The sequence below is a fragment of the Corallococcus sp. Z5C101001 genome (assembly GCF_007352635.1).
In the GTDB taxonomy this organism is placed as follows: Bacteria; Myxococcota; Myxococcia; order Myxococcales; family Myxococcaceae; genus Corallococcus; species Corallococcus silvisoli.
This window is the reverse complement of record NZ_VKLU01000009.1, coordinates 97,366-114,474: the sequence shown is the minus strand read 5'-3', so window position 1 is coordinate 114,474 and position 17,109 is coordinate 97,366. Positions and strand designations below refer to the sequence as shown.

Below are 17,109 nucleotides of genomic sequence, written 5' to 3'. Positions count from 1 at the left end.
GGCCGGAGCGGCGGTCAACTGGGATGCGGGTTTCCCTCATGCGTCCGCCGCTCCTCTTCGCCGTTTCGCTTCTGCTGCTGGGTGCCGCCGTGGCGCGGGCGGAACCGCCGGAAGTGGAGGCGACCCCCGGGCGCGTGGTGCTCGGGAGGGATGCCCAGGTCCAGGTGCGGGTCCGGGTGCCGGATGGCGCAGGCCCCGTGCGCGCGGCGGCCTCCTCTGGCACCTGGTCCGCGACGCGGCTGGAAGGCGGCGCCGAGCGCGTCTTCGTCTGGACGCCCCCGAAGGTGCGCTACCCGCTGTGGGCGGTGTTGGTGTTCTGGGTGGAGGGCCCCCGCGCGCCGGAGCTCACCACCGTGCGGTTGCCGCTGCTGGGCCGCACCACGCTGGACGTGTCCACCGCTCCAGGCGCGGAGGTGGTGGTCGCGGTGGGCGAGGCCCGCTTCGGCCCGGTGAAGGCGGACGCGCGCGGCCGGGCGCAGGTGCCCGTGGAGGTGCCTCCGGAGGCACGGGAGGCCCGCGTGCTCGCGACGCGGGGGACGCTCACCACGGATCGCCGGGCCCCCCTGGAGGTGCCCTCGGAGCACCCGCTGGTCGCCGCCCTCACACCGGAGCCGCTTCCGTCCGACAGGGGCGGCTGGCTGATCGTCGCGGGCCCGGAGGGTCCGGTGCGGTCCTCCGACCTGGCCGTCACCGCGAAGGGCGCCACGCTCACGGGGATGCCTTCACCGGAGCGCCCCCTCTTCACGGTGAAGCCTCACGCCAACGCGACGGAGGTGTCCGTCGCCGTGCGTTGGCGCGACGCGGCTGACGTGGACGCGGTGCGACTGCGCGCGGGCGTGCTGCCGGGTGAGCCCCGCGCCCCGGAGCCGGTGGAGGTCAAGGCACCCGCGTCCCCTGCCCCGCTCCCCGCGACCGCGCGGTCGCACGGTGTGGGCGAACGGACGTCGTTGTTCCTGCTGGGAGGGGCCGCGTTCGCGAGTGGCGCCAACCGCGGACCGCTCCTGGGGCTGGGGGTCGCGGTGCCGCTGCCGGTGTGGAACGAACGGCTGGCGGTGGAGGCGGAGGTGGGCCTGCGTCACGCGAAGCTCGATGGGCAACAGGGCACCACCGACGTGCACTCGCGCGTCTGGGGGCTTCCCGTGCTTCTGTCCGCGCGCGTCACTCTTTTCCACCAGAGGTCCTTCAGACTGGACGGCCGTGCAGGCGGTGGCGTGCTGGCGTTCCGCCATCGCCTGTCGACGGGAGCATCTGCGACCGGGGCCGTCTTTTCTGACGTGGTGGATGAGCGCAGAGTGGGCGCCATGGGTTTCCTGGCCGCGCAGGGAGCGTATGACCTGGGTCGATGGAGCGTCCTCACGGAGCTGCGCGCCGCGCTGGCGCCGGTGAACACGGATTCGGTGCGCGCCGAGCTTGGAGGCGTGTCCGTGTCCGCGGGGCTGAGGTTCATTCCGTGATGCGACGGGGCCTGGGATGGGGACTGGTGGCGCTCGCGTGCGCATGTCCAGGCAGCCCCGAATCGCTGCCTCCGCCCACCATCCTCTCGGTGGAGCCGGATGCGCTGCCGGTCAACACGCGGGGCGCCCTCACCGTGACGTTCGACGCGCGCTACCCGGTGGCCGTGGACTACGGCGCGAAGACAGTGGACGCGCGGAGGGTCTCGGGCAGCGTCTGGGTGGATGGACGGGAAGCGGAGCCGAGTCGCTTCGATCCCGAGGGCATCGCGATCGTGAGCGTGCCTCGCGGCCTGGGCGTGGGCGAGCACCCGGTGCTGTTGCGTCTGGATGATGGGCGGGAGGCCATGGCCCCCAAGCCGCTCGTCCTCTACCCGCCCGGGCAGGGCAAGGCGGACCCGGACGACGCGGGCGTGCTGGTGGCGAGAGACGCGGGGCCCGTCGAAGAGGATGCCGGCTCCGACGCCGGGGACGGCGGCGCACGGGACGCGGGCCCTGGACCGGATGATCCGATCCGCGAGGGCGACATCACGGGGTTCAGCTTCGACGCCATCGAAGGCACGCGCACGAGCCGTCAGGGCTTCGCCATCACCGTGCGGGCGGAGGGCCCCCGGGCCATGCACTTCGATGGCTCCGTGGAGCTCACCGCGTCGCGCGGCACGGTGTCACCTCCGAAGATTGGCCCCTGTGACGACGGCGTGTGCACCGCGACCATCGTCATGGACGCGCCCGCTGGCAACGTGAGGCTCTTCGCGCTGGACGCCTTCGGCGCCACGGGAGAGTCCAACACCTTCAGGCTGGAGCCCTCCAAGTAGCTGTCGCGCGGACGCTTCACCCGGCCGCGCGCAGCAACTCCAGCGTGCGCAGCAGGTCCGCGGGCAGCGGGGCATCCACCGCGCGCGCGGGCACCCCGGGCAGCGCGGGCCACTCCACGCGCGCGGCGTGCAACGGCGTGCGTGCCAGCACCTCGCGTGTCCCCTGCCCTCCCAGGTCGGCCTCGGTGAGCGGGGCCTCGCGGCCGTACTGGTGATCCACCAGCAACGGGTGCCCCAGCGACAGCAGGTGCACGCGAATCTGATGTGTGCGCCCCGTCTCCGGCTCCGCCTCCACCAGCGAGGCCCCCGCGAAGGTCTCCACGGGGCGGACGCGCGTGCGCGAGGGCTTCGCGTCCGGCTCCTCCGGCTTCGCCACGCGCATGCGGCCCTTGCGGCCGGCCACCAGCGGCGCGTCCACCCACTGGGGCGCCTCCAGCCGGCCCTCCACCAGCGCCCGGTAGCGCTTGCGCACCTTGCCCGTCTCGAAGGCCTGGGACAGCGCGCGGTGCACGTCCGCGTCGAGCGCGAAGACGAGCGCGCCGGAGGTGTCCCGGTCCAGCCGGTGCACCACGTACACCTTGCGGCCCCGCTCCGCCTCCAGCGTGTCCCGCAGGCTCGGGCCGCCCTCCCGGCCGGGGATGACGAGCACCCCGGCCGGCTTGTCCACCACCAGCACGCCCGCGCCTTCGAAGAGGACTCGGGGAGACCCCCCGCTCATTCGTAGTCCGACGCCGGCACGACGGTGATGGGGCCCAGCCCCTCCAGCAGCGGCTTGACCTCCGACGCCTTGCCCAGCACGACGATGACCGGCCGGTCCGCGAACGCGTACTTCTTCGACACCCGCGCCACGTCCTTGGGGGTCACCGCGCGGAGCCGGTCGCGGAACTTCTCCACCCAGTCGTCGCCCAGTCCATGGATGCGCATGTCCGCGATGACGGAGGCCACGGACTCGTTGGTCTCCGTGCGCAGCGGGTACAGGCCCGCCAGGTAGCTCTGCGCGTCCTTCAGCTCGCGCGGCTTGAGGCCGCCGTCGCGCACGCCGTGGATCTCCTTCAGCGCCACGTCGATGATCTCCCGCGTGGACGCCGTCTTGGTGAACGTGGACAGCCCGAACACACCGCCCGCGCTCATCGTGTCGAAGTAGGAGCTGACGCCGTAGGTGAGCCCCCGGTTGACGCGGATCTCGTTCATCAGCCGCGACGTGAAGCCGCCGCCCAGCGCGATGTTCATCGCCGTGGCCGGGAAGTAGTCCTCGTGGCCCAGCCAGAAGCCCGGCCCTCCCAGGCGCACCTGGGACTGCGTCTGGTCCGGCTTGTCCACCAGCAGCACCTGCCCCGCCCTGGCCAGCGGCTCCTGCTTGCGCGGCAGCTCCGGCGGCGTGTCCGGGCCCCCCGTCCAGCCAGCGAAGGCGCGCTCCGCCTCCGCGGCCACCGTCTCCGGGGCGAGCGCGCCCACCACCGTGAGCAGCGACACGCGCGGCCCCATGCGCTCGGCGTGGAAGCGCACCACGTCCTCGCGCGTGAAGGTGGACACGGTGCGCTTGATGCCGCCCAGGTCGCGCCCGTACGGATGCTCGCCCCACATGGCGCGCGTGAAGGCGCGGTCCGCGATGGAGGACGGGTCGTCCAGGTCGTTGGCGAACTGCGCCAGCGCGCGCTCCCGGGCGTCCACCACCTCCTGCTCCGGGAACGTGGGCTCGCGCACCACCTGCCCCAGCATGTCGAGCATCGCGGAGAAGTGCTCCGCGGGCGTGGTGAGGTAGACGGACAGCACGTCCTCGTTGACGCCCGCGTAGAGGCTGGCGCCCACGAACTCCACGGCCTCGCTGATGCCGTCGGCGTCCAGGCGCTTCGTGCCCCGGCGCAGCAGGCGCGCGGTGAAGTCCGCCAGGCCGTCCTTGCCCTGAGGATCGCACGCGCCGCCCGCGCGCATGACCAGCCGCACCGACACCAGCGGCAGCGGCCCCCGCTCGGCGGCGATGACCTTGAGGCCCGTGGACGTGGTGCTCTCGTGCAGCGCGGGCAGCTTCAGCTCACCGGTGGCGGCGGACTTCGGCGCCGGGACGACCTTGAGCTTTCCCCTGGCGCGGGCCGGGGCGGCCTTGCGGACCTGCGCGACCTTCTTGCGCGCGGCCGTGGCTTGTTTGCGCACGGCCTTGGCGGCCTTGCGGACGGTGTTCTTCACGGAGGCGATCTTTCGGGAAGCCATACAGGGAGGGGGTTTCCTCGCGGCGCGCTGTTACGCGTCCACGTCGTCGCCGGGCTCGTTGGCGCCAGCGTCGGGATGGAGGGTGACCACCGAGCGGCGCTCGGGGGCGAAGTACTTCGCGGCCACGGCCTTCACCTGCTCCGCCGTGACGGACGCGTAGAAGGTCGGCAGGGACAGGCCCTCGCGCCAGTCGCCCAGCAGGGCCTCGTAGTGGCCCAGGGCGTGGCCCCGGCCGCTGTTGGTGGACAGCTCGCGCAGGTGGTCCGCGCGCAGGTTGTTCTTCGCCTTCTGAAGTTCCTTCTCGGTGACGCCGTCGCGCGTGAGCTTCTCCAGCTCCGCGTACAGCAGGCCCTCCACCTGGGCCGGATCCGACTCGGGCTTGAGCTCCAGGTAGAACAGGATGGTTCCCGGGTCGATGCGCCAGCTCCAGTCGAGCATCACCGACACGGCGGCCTTCTGGTCATACACCAGGGACTTCACCAGCCGGCTGCCCTCGCCCTTGGTGAGGATGTACTGGACCACGTCCAGCACCAGCGTGTCCTCGCTGCTGGCGGCGGGGCCCCGGTAGCCGATCATCACGGACGGCGACTGCGCGGGGTGGCGCACGATGGCGCGGCGCTCGCCCTTCTGCTCCGGCTCCGCGTTGAGCACGGGGGCGGGCGAGGGACCGCGCGGGATGCCGCCGTAGTAGCGGCGCACCAGCGCGAGCGTCTTCTTCGGGTCGATGTCCCCGACGATGTAGAGCACCGCGTTGTTGGGCGCGTAGTACGTGCGGAAGTACTCCTGGCAGTCCTCGCGGGTGATGTTCTCGATGTCCGCCATCCACCCGATGACCGGCCAGCGGTACGCGTGCGCCTTGTAGACGAGCGTGCCCAGCTCCTCGTCCATCATGCCGGGGATCTCGTTGTCCACGCGGACGCGGCGCTCTTCCTTCACCACCTCGCGCTCGCGGGTCAGCGTCTCCTGGGAGATGCGCAGCGAGCGCATCCGGTCCGACTCCAGGTCCAGCACCGTCTCCAGGGCGTCGGCGGAGAAGTCGTCGTAGTACACCGTCATGTCGTTGGACGTGTACGCGTTGGAGCGGCCGCCGTTCGACTCGAGCGTCTTGTCGAACATCTTGGGGCCGTACTTCTTGGCCCCGTTGAACATCATGTGCTCGAACAGGTGGCTGATGCCGGTGATGCCGGGGCGCTCGTTGCGGCTGCCCACCTGGAAGAAGGTGTAGAGGCTGACGACCGGGGCCTGGTGGTTCGCCAGCAGGCGGACCTTGAGGCCGTTGGGCAGCGTTGCCTCGTGAACGTCGAAGAGGGCGGCGAGGGTGGGGTCCACCGCGCGCACGGCGGAGGACCGCGGGGATGCCTTGGACATAGGTGCCCCACCGTAACCACGGCGGGGCTAGAGATCCACGACACCTTCACGCAGGGCCCTCACCACCGCGTCCACATGGGAGTTGACGCCCATCTTCCGGTAGATATGCGACAGGTGCGTGCGCACCGTGCGCCGCTCCAGCGTCATCACCTGCCCCACCTCCGCGTTGGACAGGCCCTTGGCCACGTAGCGCAGCACGTCCAGCTCGACGGCCGTCAGCCCCCAGGGCAGCTCGGCGGGCTTCTGGGCGGGCTTGGACTGGACGGACTGGAAGTAGTTCCAGAAGCGGCGCGCGATGATGGGCTCCAGCACGGTGCCGCCGTCCATGACCTCCTGGATGCCGGAGCGGATCTTCTCCGGCCCCACCCGCTTCACCAGATACCCGGACGCGCCGGCCTGGATGGCCTCGTAGACCTTCTGCTCCTCCTCGAAGGACGTGAGGATGAGGATCTCCACCTCCGGCGCGCGGCGCTTGACCTTCTGGGTCACCTGGATGCCGTTGAGGCCGGGCAGCTCCAGGTCCAGGAGCACGAGCTGGGGGCGCTCCCGGACGATGTCCTCCACGGACTGCTCACCGTCCTGGGACGTGCCCACCACCTCCAGCTCCGGGAAGGTGCTCAGCACCTTGACCAGGTTGCGAAGCAGCTGCGGCTGGTCCTCGACGACGAAGATGCGCGTGCGCTCCACGGTCACCGCCTGGTGGGGGGAGGCTGGAACTGTTCATCCAGCTTCTGGTGCTGGCCCCGCGAGAAGCGGAGCTGGAAGTCCTTCTGCTCGCCCGTGGAGAGCGCGACGACGCGGATGTCGCGGGTGCCCACGCGGATCGGGAAGTTCACCAGCGGCGTCGTGCGGCGCACCCGCGCCCCGTCGATGTAGACGCGCGCCGGGAGGTTGGTGCGCAGCGTGAGGAACGCGCGCTGGTTCTTGGGGGGCACGGCCGACTCGGCGGCGTCCTCCGCCCCGTCGTCCAGGTCCTCCACGTCCCTGCCGCCCGGGGCCGGAGGCGCGACGGGGGCTGGCGGCGCGATGGGCTTCAGCGCGGACGGGTTGGCGGTCTGCTCGCCCGGGGCGCCGCTGGCCACGGGCGCGTTCGGATCATACCGGGGCAGCTCCGGCGCATGCACCGGGTCCAGGCCCAGCCGCCACGCGGCGACCGCGAACATGAAGAGGCCCACCAGGGCGATGCCGCCCGCGATGAAGAGCAGGCGCTGGCGGCGGCGCACCGCGTCCGCCGCATCCATGCGCGGCGTCTCCACCGTGTCGAAGCGCTGGTGCACCGGCAGGTGCCGGTCCGACGGCGCGGGCAGCGCGATGTCGTGGCGCGAGCGCGGCTCGTTCCTCGCGGGAGCGGCCTCCGGACGCACGCGGCGCTCGGAGCGCGGCTCCGCGGACAGGGCCTCCGTGGGTTCGCCCCGGCCCCGGCGCTCCTGGCGGGGCGCGCCGGAGTCGCCACCTTCGGGCCCCGCGGGCCGGTCCGCGCTCGCCGGAGGCGTTCCACCCGAGGCGAGGACCAGGGTCTCCTGCACGGGAGAGCGGCCCGCGGCCCCGCGCGCGGGGCGCAACGCCGGGCGCTTCGTGGACGGCGACGGCTCCTCCTCCGCCCCCAGCGGCTGCCCGGGACGCATCGCGGCGCGGCGGCCCGAGGGCGCGGGCGGTTCGTCCTCGCCCAGGGGAGGCGCGGAGAAGTCCTCGATCACCTTCACGCGCGGGTTGCGCCCGACGCGGGTGGAGGAGTGGCCGTCAGCGCCCCCTTGAGGGACGACCTGCCGCCGGGCCTTCTGCGCGAGGACTCCAGGCGGGGCATCCCAGCCCCCCTCCAGGGGGCCCGCATGGGAGGGGTCGGTGCTCCTCACGTCGTTGACCGCGGCCTCCTCGGCGGACGCGTCGTCGGGGGACTCCTCCGGGGCGTCGTCGGGCGCGTAGTCCTCGGGGCGGAAGGACTCAAAGCCAGGGGCGGCATCCTGCGTGTCCGCGGATGCCTCCTCCTCCGTGGGCGCGCGGCTGTAGGGCGCGCGCTGGACGATGGACGCCTCGTACTCCTCGGCGTGCAGGTCCTCCATCTCCGCGCCGGAGATGGGCTCCAGTTCGAAGGGCTCCGCGAACGGCACGGGCCCGGGGGCGGCGAGGCTCACCTCGTTGGGGAACAGCTCCGACACGAAGCGCGCCACCTCCTCCGCGCCGGGCATGCCCCCGCCGGCGGAGAGGAAGTTGCGCAGGGCCTGGGCGAACTCGCCGCACGAACGGAAGCGCCGCTGCGGCGCCGGATCCAACGCGCGCATCACCGCCGGATCCAACCGGGAGTTGATCCGCCGGTCCAACCGGCTGGGAGGCGGCAGCGTTTCGCGGCGGGTGCTCACGCCGCTGCCGGGCACGACGGGCTCGCGCAGCGTCAGCAGCTCGTAGGCGATGGCGCCCAGCGAGTACACGTCGGAGGCTTCCGTGGGCGGCTCGCCGCGTGTCACCTCCGGCGCGCGGTACGTGTTGCGGCCCCGGTGCGCGAACGTGCGCTTGAGCTGGGGCACGGAGAGCAGCGCCCGGAGCGCGCCGAAGTCGCAGATGGCCGGGTAGCCCTCGCGGGACAGGAGCACGTTGCCAGGGGTGATGGCGCCGTGGACGACGCCCGCGTCGTGCGCCAGCTGCACCGCCTCCAGGAGCTGGATGACGATGGAGAGCGCCACGGTGGGCGGCAGCAGCACCTCCTTGGTGTTGAGGCGCTGGAGCGCGACGCCCAGCGTGAAGCCGTCCACGTCCTCGCGCACCACGGCGAGCCGCTGGCGCACGAAGCCCAGGTCCACGGTGTGGAGGATGCCCGGGTGGCGCACGGGCTGGAGCAGCCGCACCGTCTCCGCCAGCTCCCGGGCATAGGCGGGGTCGGAGGTGCGCGGCAGGAAGAGCTTCACCGCGACGGGGAGGGTGGGCAGCAGCAGGGCCTCGTACAGCTCCGCCAGGTCTCCTGCCTCCGTGCGCCCGGTGAGCCGGTACATCCCGCTCATCGGGACTTCCGCTGCGTCTTGGGCCGGGCCACGGCGGCGAACACGAAGCCGCACCAGACGCATGAGTCGCCGCGCCGGCCACGGGGCAGCTCCAGGGTGCAGCCGGGGCAGCGCGGGCGGGGCCTGGCGGCCCGAGCGGTGGCGGCGGAGACGCTGGGCCGGGAGCGGACGGGTGGCGGCTTGCGAGCCTCCAGGGCGAGTCGGGCTTCCAGGCGGCGGACCCGGTCCTCCAGCGCGGTGATGCGTGCGGACAAGCGCGCGTGGAGGTCCTCGGCCAGGGCCGGGGATGGACGTGGGGTGCGCATCGTTGGCCAGAGCGTGCCAGCCCCGTGCGAAGCCCGCAAGGACGCGGGCGCGGAGCGGGGGCCGCGTGTTATGTCTTGGGGTCCCGTGTCGCCCCTACTCTCCTCTGCCCAGCCCATCCCGGGCGGACCCTCCGTGGATCCGCTGCACGGGAGCTTCCGTTCCACCATCCACCGGGAGCGCGCCGATGATGCGGCCCGCCGGGCCCGGGAGCTGTTGACCGACGACGTGCTTGGCCGGCTGCTCACCACCCCGCGCGAGCCCGCGGCGCACGTGCCGCATGCGCGCGAGGTGTTCGTCAACCGCAACCTGCGCATGGACCACATCGAACTCATCGGGTTCGACATGGACTACACGCTGGCCATCTACCACATGCGCCGGCTGGAGCAGCTGTCGTTCGACATGACGATCGCGAAGCTGATCAGCGAGTACGGCTACCCGCCGTTCATCGGGGGCCTGCTCTACGACCACCACTTCGTGATGCGCGGCCTGGCGGTGGACCGGGTCAACGGCAACGTCCTGAAGATGGATCGCTTCGGGCACGTGGGGCGCGCGTACCACGGCCTGCGTCCGCTGAAGCCGGACGCGTGGCGGGAGCTGTACCGCAACAAGCGGGTGCGGCTGCGCAACCCGCAGTTCGCGTGGAACGACACGCTCTTCGCCCTGCCGGAGACGTGCCTGTACTCCGGCATCATCGAGCTGATGGAGTCGCTGGGACACGCCGTGAACTACGGCAAGCTCTACGACGACATCCGGGAAGCCATCGACACGGTGCACCGGGACAACTCGCTCAAGCGCGAGGTGCGCAAGGACCTGGCGCGCTACGTGTTCCTGGATCCGGAGCTGGGGCCGGCGCTGCACAAGCTGCGCTCGGGCGGCAAGAAGCTGTTCCTGCTGACGAACTCCGCGTGGGACTACACGAACGCGGTGATGCGCTACCTGCTGGACGGGCAGCTGCCGGAGTACCCCAGCTGGCGCAACTACTTCGACTTCACGGTGACGGCGGCGGGCAAGCCGGCCTTCTTCACGGAGAACCGGCCGTTCCTGGAGCTGGACTCGACGACGGAGGCCGGCAAGGTCGTGGGCGAGGCGAAGTCGCTGGAGCGCGGCACGGTGTACTCGGGCGGCAACCTGGCCCAGTTCGAGGAGTTCACCGGCTACCGGGGCGAGCACATCCTCTACGTGGGCGACCACATCTACGGCGACATCCTGAAGTCGAAGAAGTCGTCGCTGTGGCGCACGTGCATGATCGTCCAGGAGATCGAGGACGAGATCACCTACACGGACCAACGGCGCGAGGAGATCGTCACGCTGTCGGAGGTGGAGCTGACGCGCGCGCGGCTGGACGACGAGGTGAACCACCGCAAGACGGTGCTGAACACGCTGGAGCGCAGGCTGGAGCGAGAGGAGCTGCCGGAGGCGGAGCGCCTGGAGGCGGAGGAGCTGCGCAAGAAGACGAAGGCGGAGCTGGAGAAGCTGCGCCGGTCGTTGAAGGCGACCAACGGCATCGCGGACACGCTGGAGCGCGACGTGGAGGAGGGCTTCAATCCGTACTGGGGCCTGCTGTTCAAGGAGGGCAACGAGAACAGCCGCTTCGGCTACCAGGTGGAGCAGTACGCGTGTCTCTACACGAGCCGGGTGTCGAACTTCCTGCACCACTCGCCCATGCAGTACTACCGCTCGCCGCGCGACCTGATGGCGCACGAGCAGGCCGGCGCGCTGTCGAGCAAGCTGTCCCCCATGGGCAGTGAAGGCCCGCCGAAGGGGTCGGAGAAGGAGTAGCTCACGGCGTCGCGGGAAGCCGGCCCCAGATGACGTCGCTGAAGCGCGAGGTGGGCTCCGGCTGGAGGCCCAGCTTGCGCAGGTCGTCGGTGTGCCGGGCGCCCTTCACGACCACCCACCGGCGCGCGACGCGCCTCCCCTCCTCCAGCGCCTCGGGCGTGAGGGGGGCGTGCTCCGCGAAGCGGCGCAGGACGTCGAAGGCGGGCTGGGCCTTCTTGGGCTTCGCGAACATCGGATCGAAGAAGACGACGTCGAAGGACTTCGCGGGGAGCGTCTTCAGGTACGCGTGCGCGTCCGCGTGGTGCACCTCGACGGCGCAGGAGTCCGCGCCCCGCGCGTAGCGCTGGAGCCCTTCCGCGGCGACGACGCACAGGGGCAGGCTCTTCTCCAGGCCCACCACCCTGCCCTCCGGGCCCACGGCGAGCGACGCGACCAGCGCGTCCTGCGCGAGCCCCAGGGTGCAGTCGAGCACGGCGTCGCCCGGCACCAGCTCCGCGACCTTGAGGAACGCGTCATCGCGCTGCCCCTGCCGCAGCCGCATGCGCCGCAGGTGGGCCATGCCCGCGTGGAAGCCGAACGAGCCGTGCGGCTCCCACAGCGTCACGCCATCGCCGCCCACGACGAGCAGCGCGTCGACCTTGCTGCCCAGCCAGGGCGCGATGCCCTCGCTGGAGCGACGGGAGAGGAACGGCAGGCTCCACCGCTGCGCCACGGCCCGCGCCTCGCGCACCGTGGCCACGTCCGTCTTGGTGCTGGTGGTGACAGCGAGGGGGAGCGGCGGCATGGACACCGCGGCCCTACTCCGCGACCGCCTGGAGCTTCCGGCCGCCCTGCATCTGCGCCACCGTCACGGACTGGTTCCGGCCGTTGCGCTTCGAGTGGTACAGGCACTGGTCCGCCAGGTCGATCAGCTGCTGCTTCTCCAGCGCGTTGTCCGGGAACGTCGCGATGCCCAGCGACATGGTGATGCGCAGCGGGCCCATCTCCGTCTGGAACACCTCCGCCATCACCGCCTCGCGGATGCGCTCCGCGATGACCTTCGCGCCCTGCGCGTCCGTCTCCGGCATCACCATCACGAACTCCTCGCCGCCGTAGCGCGCGACGACGTCCGTGTCCCTTGCCAGCGTCTTGATGATGCGCGCCACGCCCTTGAGCACCTGGTCGCCCGTGGGGTGGCCGTAGGTGTCGTTCACGTTCTTGAAGTGGTCCACGTCCGTCAACACGATGGAGCACTTGCGCTGGTAGCGCCGCGCCTGCGCCAGGATGTCGTCCGCGCGCGACTGGAACGTGCGGTGGTTGAGCAGCCCCGTGAGGCCGTCCGTCGTCGCCATCCGCTCCATCTGCTCGTAGAGCTGCGCGCGCAAGACGGCCTGCGCCGCCTGGATCGCGATGACTTCAATCATCCGCAGCACGTCCTGCTCGAACGCGGCCTTCTTGCGCGACCCCGCCACCAGCGTGCCCAGGATGCGGTCCCCCGCCACCAGCGGGAAGATCTTCAGCGCGCCCAGCCCGCGCACCTGCGTCTCCTCATCGAAGATGACCTGGCGGTCCATCGCCTTGATGTCCCGCCCCGGCAGCGGCGCCCCGTAGCGCACCACGTTCGCGACCAGGCCGTTGTTGTCCTGGAACGTGCGGCCCTCCAGCGCCTTGCCCTGCGCCGTCACGCCCGTCATCCGCATCACGCGGTGCACCCGCTTGCCCTCCTGCTCGGAGACCAGCGTCACCGCGCAGAAGTCCAGGCCCGCCAGCTGCCGCGTCGACTCCAGCACCGCCACGAACACCTGATCCGGGCTGCCCGCGCGGTTCAGCTCCTCGATGGCCCGGAAGAACCGGTCCTTCTCGTCGCGCGTCTTGCGGATGTAGCTCATCACCCGCTCCACCTCGATGGAGCGCAGCACCTCGCCCGCGATCGTCGTGAGCAGCTTCTCGTCCTGGTCGGTGAACGGCTCGTTCTTCAGCTTGTCCGCCACCAGCACGCCGCGCACCAGGCCGCTGCCCTCCAGGATGGGCACCGCCAGCAGCGCCTGCACCGTGGGACCGCCGCCTTCGTAGTACGTGACGCCCTTCAGCCCCTGCGGCGAGTTCATCCGCACCGGCGCGCGGCGCTTCAACACCCCGCCGATGATGCCCTCGCCCGCGTTGAACTTCTCGCGCTGCACCCGCTCCGACCCCGAGCGGCAGTCGTACAGCTTCAGGCTCCGGTCATCCGACGTGAGCAGGAACGCCGCGCACGTGTCCGTGCGCAGGCCCGTCTCCGCGATCTCCAGCGCCGCGTGCACCGCGCCCTCAATCTCCTTCACCGACGCGACCAGCCACTTCTCGTCGGAGCTCATCCCGCTGAAGCTGTCCTGCGTCCCGGAGCTCACCAGCCGGAAGGTGCGCGCGCGCTCCTCCACCTCGCGGATGCGCTTCTGCACCGCGTCCGACTCCGCCCGCTTCGCCACCGCCATCCGCGCGGACAACACCAGGTGGTACAGGCCCGCGAACAGCGCCAGGAACAGGGTGTGCGTCAGGAAGCCGGTGAGGTTCACCACCGGCCCGCCCAGCGTCACCAGCCCGTCGAACACCAGCGCCACGCCCAGCAGCGTCATGCCCGCGTTGCGCGGCAGGAACGCCACCAGGAACGCCATCAACAGGTAGACGATGGGGAACAGCTCCCCGCCGCCAATCGCCACCACGATGAACGCCGCGGAGATGAGCCCGCCGCCCAGCTCCAGGTCGTCGCGCAGGTCGATGACCGCGCCCACCGAGGAGCGCATCGCCCGGCGCCACGCCGCCATGCCAATGCCGACGAGCAGCCCCACCACCAGCGCCGCCTCCGTCCACCCCAGCGTGTGCAGCCCCCGGAACCCGCCGCGCGCCAGATGGACGAACGTGGCCAGCGCCACGGCCGCGGGGATGGCGCGGAAGAACGCGCGCACCAGCTTCGCCGGAGAGGGCACCACAGGCAGCGAGGTCATGGCGACTCCAGGTGGAAGACGATTTCGCCCGGCTTCACGTAGCCGAGCTCCTCACGCACGGACTGCTCCAGCGCCGCCGGATCCTGGCGGAGCGCGGCGATCTCCTTGCGAAGCGCGTCGTTCTGCGCGGCCAGCGCGCGGTTGCGCCCGTCGAGCGCCTCCACGTCCTGGCGCAGGCGCAGGTAACGGCGGAACCCCTTGGCGTCCGCCACCGAAGCGAGGCTCAGGGCCACCGCCACCACCGCCGCCACCATCAGGAGCTTTCGCCGGGACGTCATGAGCGCCGGCGAAGGTACCAGCGGCCCCCCTGCCCGCAAGAATTCCGCTCCAGCCCTGTAGCACCCCGGGCCGCGCGGGAACTCAGTCCTCTTTCAGCAGCTTCTCGATGGCCTTCGCCACGTCCGACTGGCCCTCCACGCCCTGCCACGCGGCCACCGCGCGGCCGCGCTTGTCCAGCAGCACCGTGCTGGGGAGCCCGCGGATGCGGCCAAACGCGCTCTGCCCCGCGCGCATGTGCTCGTCGGACAGCAGCACCGGGAAGGGGAAGGCGTAGTGGTCCGCGAACGGCCCCAGCACCCGGCCCTCGTCGATGTCCATGCCCACCGCGACGACCTGGAAGCCCTGGGGGCCGTACGTCTTCTGCAGCTGCTCCAGCGTGGGCAGGTCCGCCAGGCACGGGAAGCACCAGGTGGCCAGGAAGGACACCAGCACCACCTTGCCCGGGAGCTGCCGGGGGTCGTAGCGCGTGGGCCCCACCGACGGCAGCCAGAGCGCCCGGAGGAACGCGGGCCCGGCGTCCACCGGCCCGCTGTTCCGGTGACAGCCGGACAGGGACAGCACGCCCAGGGCCACGGCACACACCAGGGCGCGCCCTCGCACCGGGCTCACGCGCTCAGGCCTCCGTCCCCGGGGGGCCACCCCGGAGCTGACAGTCGCGACACAGGCCGTACAGCTCCATCTTGTGCGACGTCACCGTGAAGCCGTGCTTGCGCGCCACCGCGTCCTGGAGCGTCTCGATGCGGTCGTTCTCGAACTCCACGATGGTGCCGCAGCTCGTGCAGATGAGGTGGTCGTGGTGCTCCCGCCCCGCCGCCGCCTCGTAGCGCGTCTGCCCGTCGCCGAAGTTGCGCGCGTGCGCCAGACCGCACTCGTTGAGCAGCTTCATGGTCCGGTACACGGTCGCCACGGACACCTTGGTGTCCTGCTCGCGCACCTTGTTCCACAGCTCCTCCACGGACAGGTGCCCGCCCACGGCGAAGAACGTGTCGATGATGAGGCTGCGCTGGCGCGTGCTCTTCAGGCCGTGCTGGGCCATGTAGCGGGCCAGGACGTCATCCTTGTCCAGCGGGGAATGGGCGTGGGAGTGGCTATGGGTCGTCATCTGCAATCTCTGGAGCACCACATGTGTTGAGGCTGGGATGCCCGCCCCCGCAAGACTATTTCGCCGGCCCGGCTCGGGAAGCGCCCGCTCCCCTGCTGACTACCACGGTCGTCGACTTGCGCCGCGCGTGAGCTGTTTACATTGAGGCCGGACTGGCTCATTGACACCTGTCTGGCCGCGAAGATAGAGGCATCCGCCCTCGTAAACGAGCATTTTTCCGAACCTTTCCATGATCAGTCCCTGGCAGAGAAGACGGCAGCCCGATGATGTACCCACCCCGGTGGCGGTGGCGGTGTCGGACTTCTGCCGACGCGCGAAGGCCCCGGCCCCCGCGCAGCAGGTCCGCGAGGCGCTCTCGCTCCTCACCGAGGAGGAGGACTTCCGGGTCCGCGCCCTCACGGACGGTGAACCGGAGGCGTCCCCCCTGGGGCCCTTCGCGGTGGTGGACATCCTGCGCGGCGTGACGCCGTCGCTCGCGGCCCAGCGCCAGCAGTGCGGCTACTACGACGTGGCCCAGGAGCTGGCCCAGGTGCGCGAGGAGAAGACCCCTCCCCCCGCGCCCGCCCCCACGACGCCCACCTTCGCGCTGCCCACCCCGGCTGGCGACGAGGTGGACGCGAAGGCGGGCCGCCGCAAGAGCGCCAAGGCGGAGGCCGCCGCCGTCCAGGAGCGCATCGCGCCCAAGAAGCGCGCCCCCGACACCGCGGACGGCGATGACGCCGCGGACGCGCCGGAGACCGCCGCCCAGGCCGCCCCCTCCCAGGACGAGGAGGCCCCGCGCTTCCTCAAGCGCGAGCTGCCCCGCCCCCGTGGCCGCTTCACCCGCGTGGAGGCCCAGCGGCTGTCGTTCTTCGAGCTGACGCGCTCGGAGGGCAAGGAGACGCTGGAGGCCGCCATCGAGGCCACGGAGCACCGCTACTCGCTGCTGCGCACGCTGGAGCACCGCTACAACGGTCCGCGCGGCGAGCTGACCCAGGTGGACATGGAGAACGCCCTCCGCCAGCACGGCATCATGGAGACGCTGGAGGCCCGCGAGCGCGACAACCTCCTGACCGCCTTCGCCGCCCAGCGCGGCGCCACCGGCCGCGTGGGCTGGTCACTGGGCCTGAGCCCCAACGAGCTGCAGCGGCTCACCCACGCGCTCAGGCTCACCGAAGAGGTGGAGGCCCTGCGCGAGCGCTTCCGCAACGAGGTGCTGGCGACGTCCCACCTCACGCACCGGCTGGACCTGCTCGGCCGGGACAAGTACCTGGCGGACCTGGGCATCCAGAAGCGCTTCATCGACGCGCTCCGCAAGGACCTGGAGCGGCTGGCGAAGGATGCCCTGCCGAGCGCCACCGATCTCCACTCGCTGGCCAACGTCGTGGCTCGTCAGCACGGCGCACCCGCGGAGCTGGTCACCCGCGCCTTCGAGCGCCTGAACCTGACGGAGTCGCTGCGCAAGCAGCTCTCCGCCCAGGTCGTTCCCCCTTCGCACTGAGACGAGGTACCCACCCCATGCCCATCTACGAGTACGGCTGTTCGGCCTGCGGAAAGACCATCGACGTCCTGCAGAAGATCTCCGACCCGACGCCCGCCGCGTGCACCGCGTGCGGCGCCCCGGGCACGCTGACCAAGCAGGTCAGCCGCTCCAGCTTCCACCTCAAGGGCGGCGGCTGGTACTCGGACCTGTACGGCTCCACGAAGAAGGACGGCGGCGGTTCGTCATCGTCCTCCTCTTCTTCGTCGTCTGGGTCCGCGTCGTCGTCAACCCCCGCGGCGAGCAGCCCGGCGGCCAGCGCTCCGGCGGCGGCCCCCAGCACGTCGACCGCGTCCGGCGACAAGTCGTAGCGCGGGGCACCGGCGTCC

Annotated in this window: 16 protein-coding genes; 5 read left to right on the top strand and 11 right to left on the bottom strand. The window is 71.5% G+C overall.

Annotated features, from left to right (window positions below):
- The first annotated feature begins 38 nt into the window (after positions 1 to 38).
- Positions 39 to 1,454 (top strand): hypothetical protein, encoded by a 1,416-nt coding sequence (locus FOF48_RS21055; RefSeq protein WP_143904475.1) that lies wholly within the window; start codon positions 39 to 41, stop codon positions 1,452 to 1,454.
- A complete protein-coding gene (locus FOF48_RS21050; protein WP_143904473.1) occupies positions 1,451 to 2,266 on the top strand; it encodes a hypothetical protein in 816 nt (271 codons plus the stop codon). The genes FOF48_RS21055 and FOF48_RS21050 overlap by 4 nt, the downstream gene beginning before the upstream one ends.
- Positions 2,267 to 2,282: 16 nt before the next feature.
- Here the strand turns inward: FOF48_RS21050 and FOF48_RS21045 are convergent, their stop codons facing one another.
- From FOF48_RS21045 to FOF48_RS21020, 6 genes are read right to left on the bottom strand one after another with little or no spacing between them, the layout of a single operon-like run.
- Positions 2,283 to 2,984 carry an RluA family pseudouridine synthase gene (locus tag FOF48_RS21045; protein ID WP_143904471.1) on the bottom strand — a complete coding sequence of 234 codons (702 nt, stop codon included), beginning with the start codon at positions 2,982 to 2,984 and terminating at the stop codon, positions 2,283 to 2,285.
- A complete protein-coding gene (locus FOF48_RS21040) occupies positions 2,981 to 4,474 on the bottom strand; it encodes a pitrilysin family protein (protein ID WP_143904469.1) in 1,494 nt (497 codons plus the stop codon). The genes FOF48_RS21045 and FOF48_RS21040 overlap by 4 nt, the downstream gene beginning before the upstream one ends.
- A gap of 30 nt (positions 4,475 to 4,504) precedes the next feature.
- Positions 4,505 to 5,842 carry a pitrilysin family protein gene (locus FOF48_RS21035; protein ID WP_143904467.1) on the bottom strand — a complete coding sequence of 446 codons (1,338 nt, stop codon included), beginning with the start codon at positions 5,840 to 5,842 and terminating at the stop codon, positions 4,505 to 4,507.
- Positions 5,843 to 5,869: 27 nt separating this feature from the next.
- Positions 5,870 to 6,529, bottom strand: a complete 660-nt coding sequence (locus FOF48_RS21030) for a response regulator transcription factor (RefSeq protein ID WP_186002005.1) — start codon at positions 6,527 to 6,529, stop codon at positions 5,870 to 5,872.
- Between the two features lie 2 nt (positions 6,530 to 6,531).
- A complete protein-coding gene (locus FOF48_RS21025; RefSeq protein ID WP_255442477.1) occupies positions 6,532 to 8,835 on the bottom strand; it encodes a serine/threonine-protein kinase in 2,304 nt (767 codons plus the stop codon).
- Positions 8,832 to 9,089, bottom strand: a complete 258-nt coding sequence (locus tag FOF48_RS21020; protein ID WP_235685725.1) for a hypothetical protein — start codon at positions 9,087 to 9,089, stop codon at positions 8,832 to 8,834. The genes FOF48_RS21025 and FOF48_RS21020 overlap by 4 nt, the downstream gene beginning before the upstream one ends.
- A 121-nt stretch (positions 9,090 to 9,210) precedes the next feature.
- Between FOF48_RS21020 and FOF48_RS21015 the strand changes: the two genes are divergently transcribed.
- Positions 9,211 to 10,920, top strand: coding sequence for an HAD-IG family 5'-nucleotidase (locus tag FOF48_RS21015; RefSeq protein ID WP_143904459.1), 1,710 nt, complete (start codon positions 9,211 to 9,213; stop codon positions 10,918 to 10,920).
- A 1-nt stretch (position 10,921) separates the two neighbouring features.
- Here the strand turns inward: FOF48_RS21015 and FOF48_RS21010 are convergent, their stop codons facing one another.
- The 5 genes from FOF48_RS21010 to FOF48_RS20990 form a co-directional block, all read right to left on the bottom strand.
- Entirely contained in the window at positions 10,922 to 11,704 is a 783-nt protein-coding gene (locus tag FOF48_RS21010; protein ID WP_143904457.1) for a class I SAM-dependent methyltransferase, read from the bottom strand.
- A gap of 13 nt (positions 11,705 to 11,717) precedes the next feature.
- A complete protein-coding gene (locus tag FOF48_RS21005; RefSeq protein WP_143904455.1) occupies positions 11,718 to 13,880 on the bottom strand; it encodes a sensor domain-containing diguanylate cyclase in 2,163 nt (720 codons plus the stop codon).
- Entirely contained in the window at positions 13,877 to 14,158 is a 282-nt protein-coding gene (locus FOF48_RS21000) for a septum formation initiator family protein (RefSeq protein ID WP_143904453.1), read from the bottom strand. Before FOF48_RS21000 ends, FOF48_RS21005 begins: the two co-directional genes overlap by 4 nt.
- 82 nt (positions 14,159 to 14,240) lie before the next feature.
- A complete protein-coding gene (locus tag FOF48_RS20995) occupies positions 14,241 to 14,768 on the bottom strand; it encodes a TlpA disulfide reductase family protein (RefSeq protein WP_143904451.1) in 528 nt (175 codons plus the stop codon).
- Positions 14,769 to 14,772: 4 nt separating this feature from the next.
- Positions 14,773 to 15,261 carry a Fur family transcriptional regulator gene (locus FOF48_RS20990; RefSeq protein ID WP_186002004.1) on the bottom strand — a complete coding sequence of 163 codons (489 nt, stop codon included), beginning with the start codon at positions 15,259 to 15,261 and terminating at the stop codon, positions 14,773 to 14,775.
- Positions 15,262 to 15,490: 229 nt separating this feature from the next.
- Between FOF48_RS20990 and FOF48_RS20985 the strand changes: the two genes are divergently transcribed.
- Together FOF48_RS20985 and FOF48_RS20980 are read left to right on the top strand one after the other, a co-directional pair.
- Positions 15,491 to 16,741, top strand: a complete 1,251-nt coding sequence (locus FOF48_RS20985; RefSeq protein ID WP_143904449.1) for a hypothetical protein — start codon at positions 15,491 to 15,493, stop codon at positions 16,739 to 16,741.
- Between the two features lie 17 nt (positions 16,742 to 16,758).
- Positions 16,759 to 17,091 carry an FmdB family zinc ribbon protein gene (locus FOF48_RS20980; RefSeq protein WP_143904447.1) on the top strand — a complete coding sequence of 111 codons (333 nt, stop codon included), beginning with the start codon at positions 16,759 to 16,761 and terminating at the stop codon, positions 17,089 to 17,091.
- Positions 17,092 to 17,109: the final 18 nt, after the last annotated feature.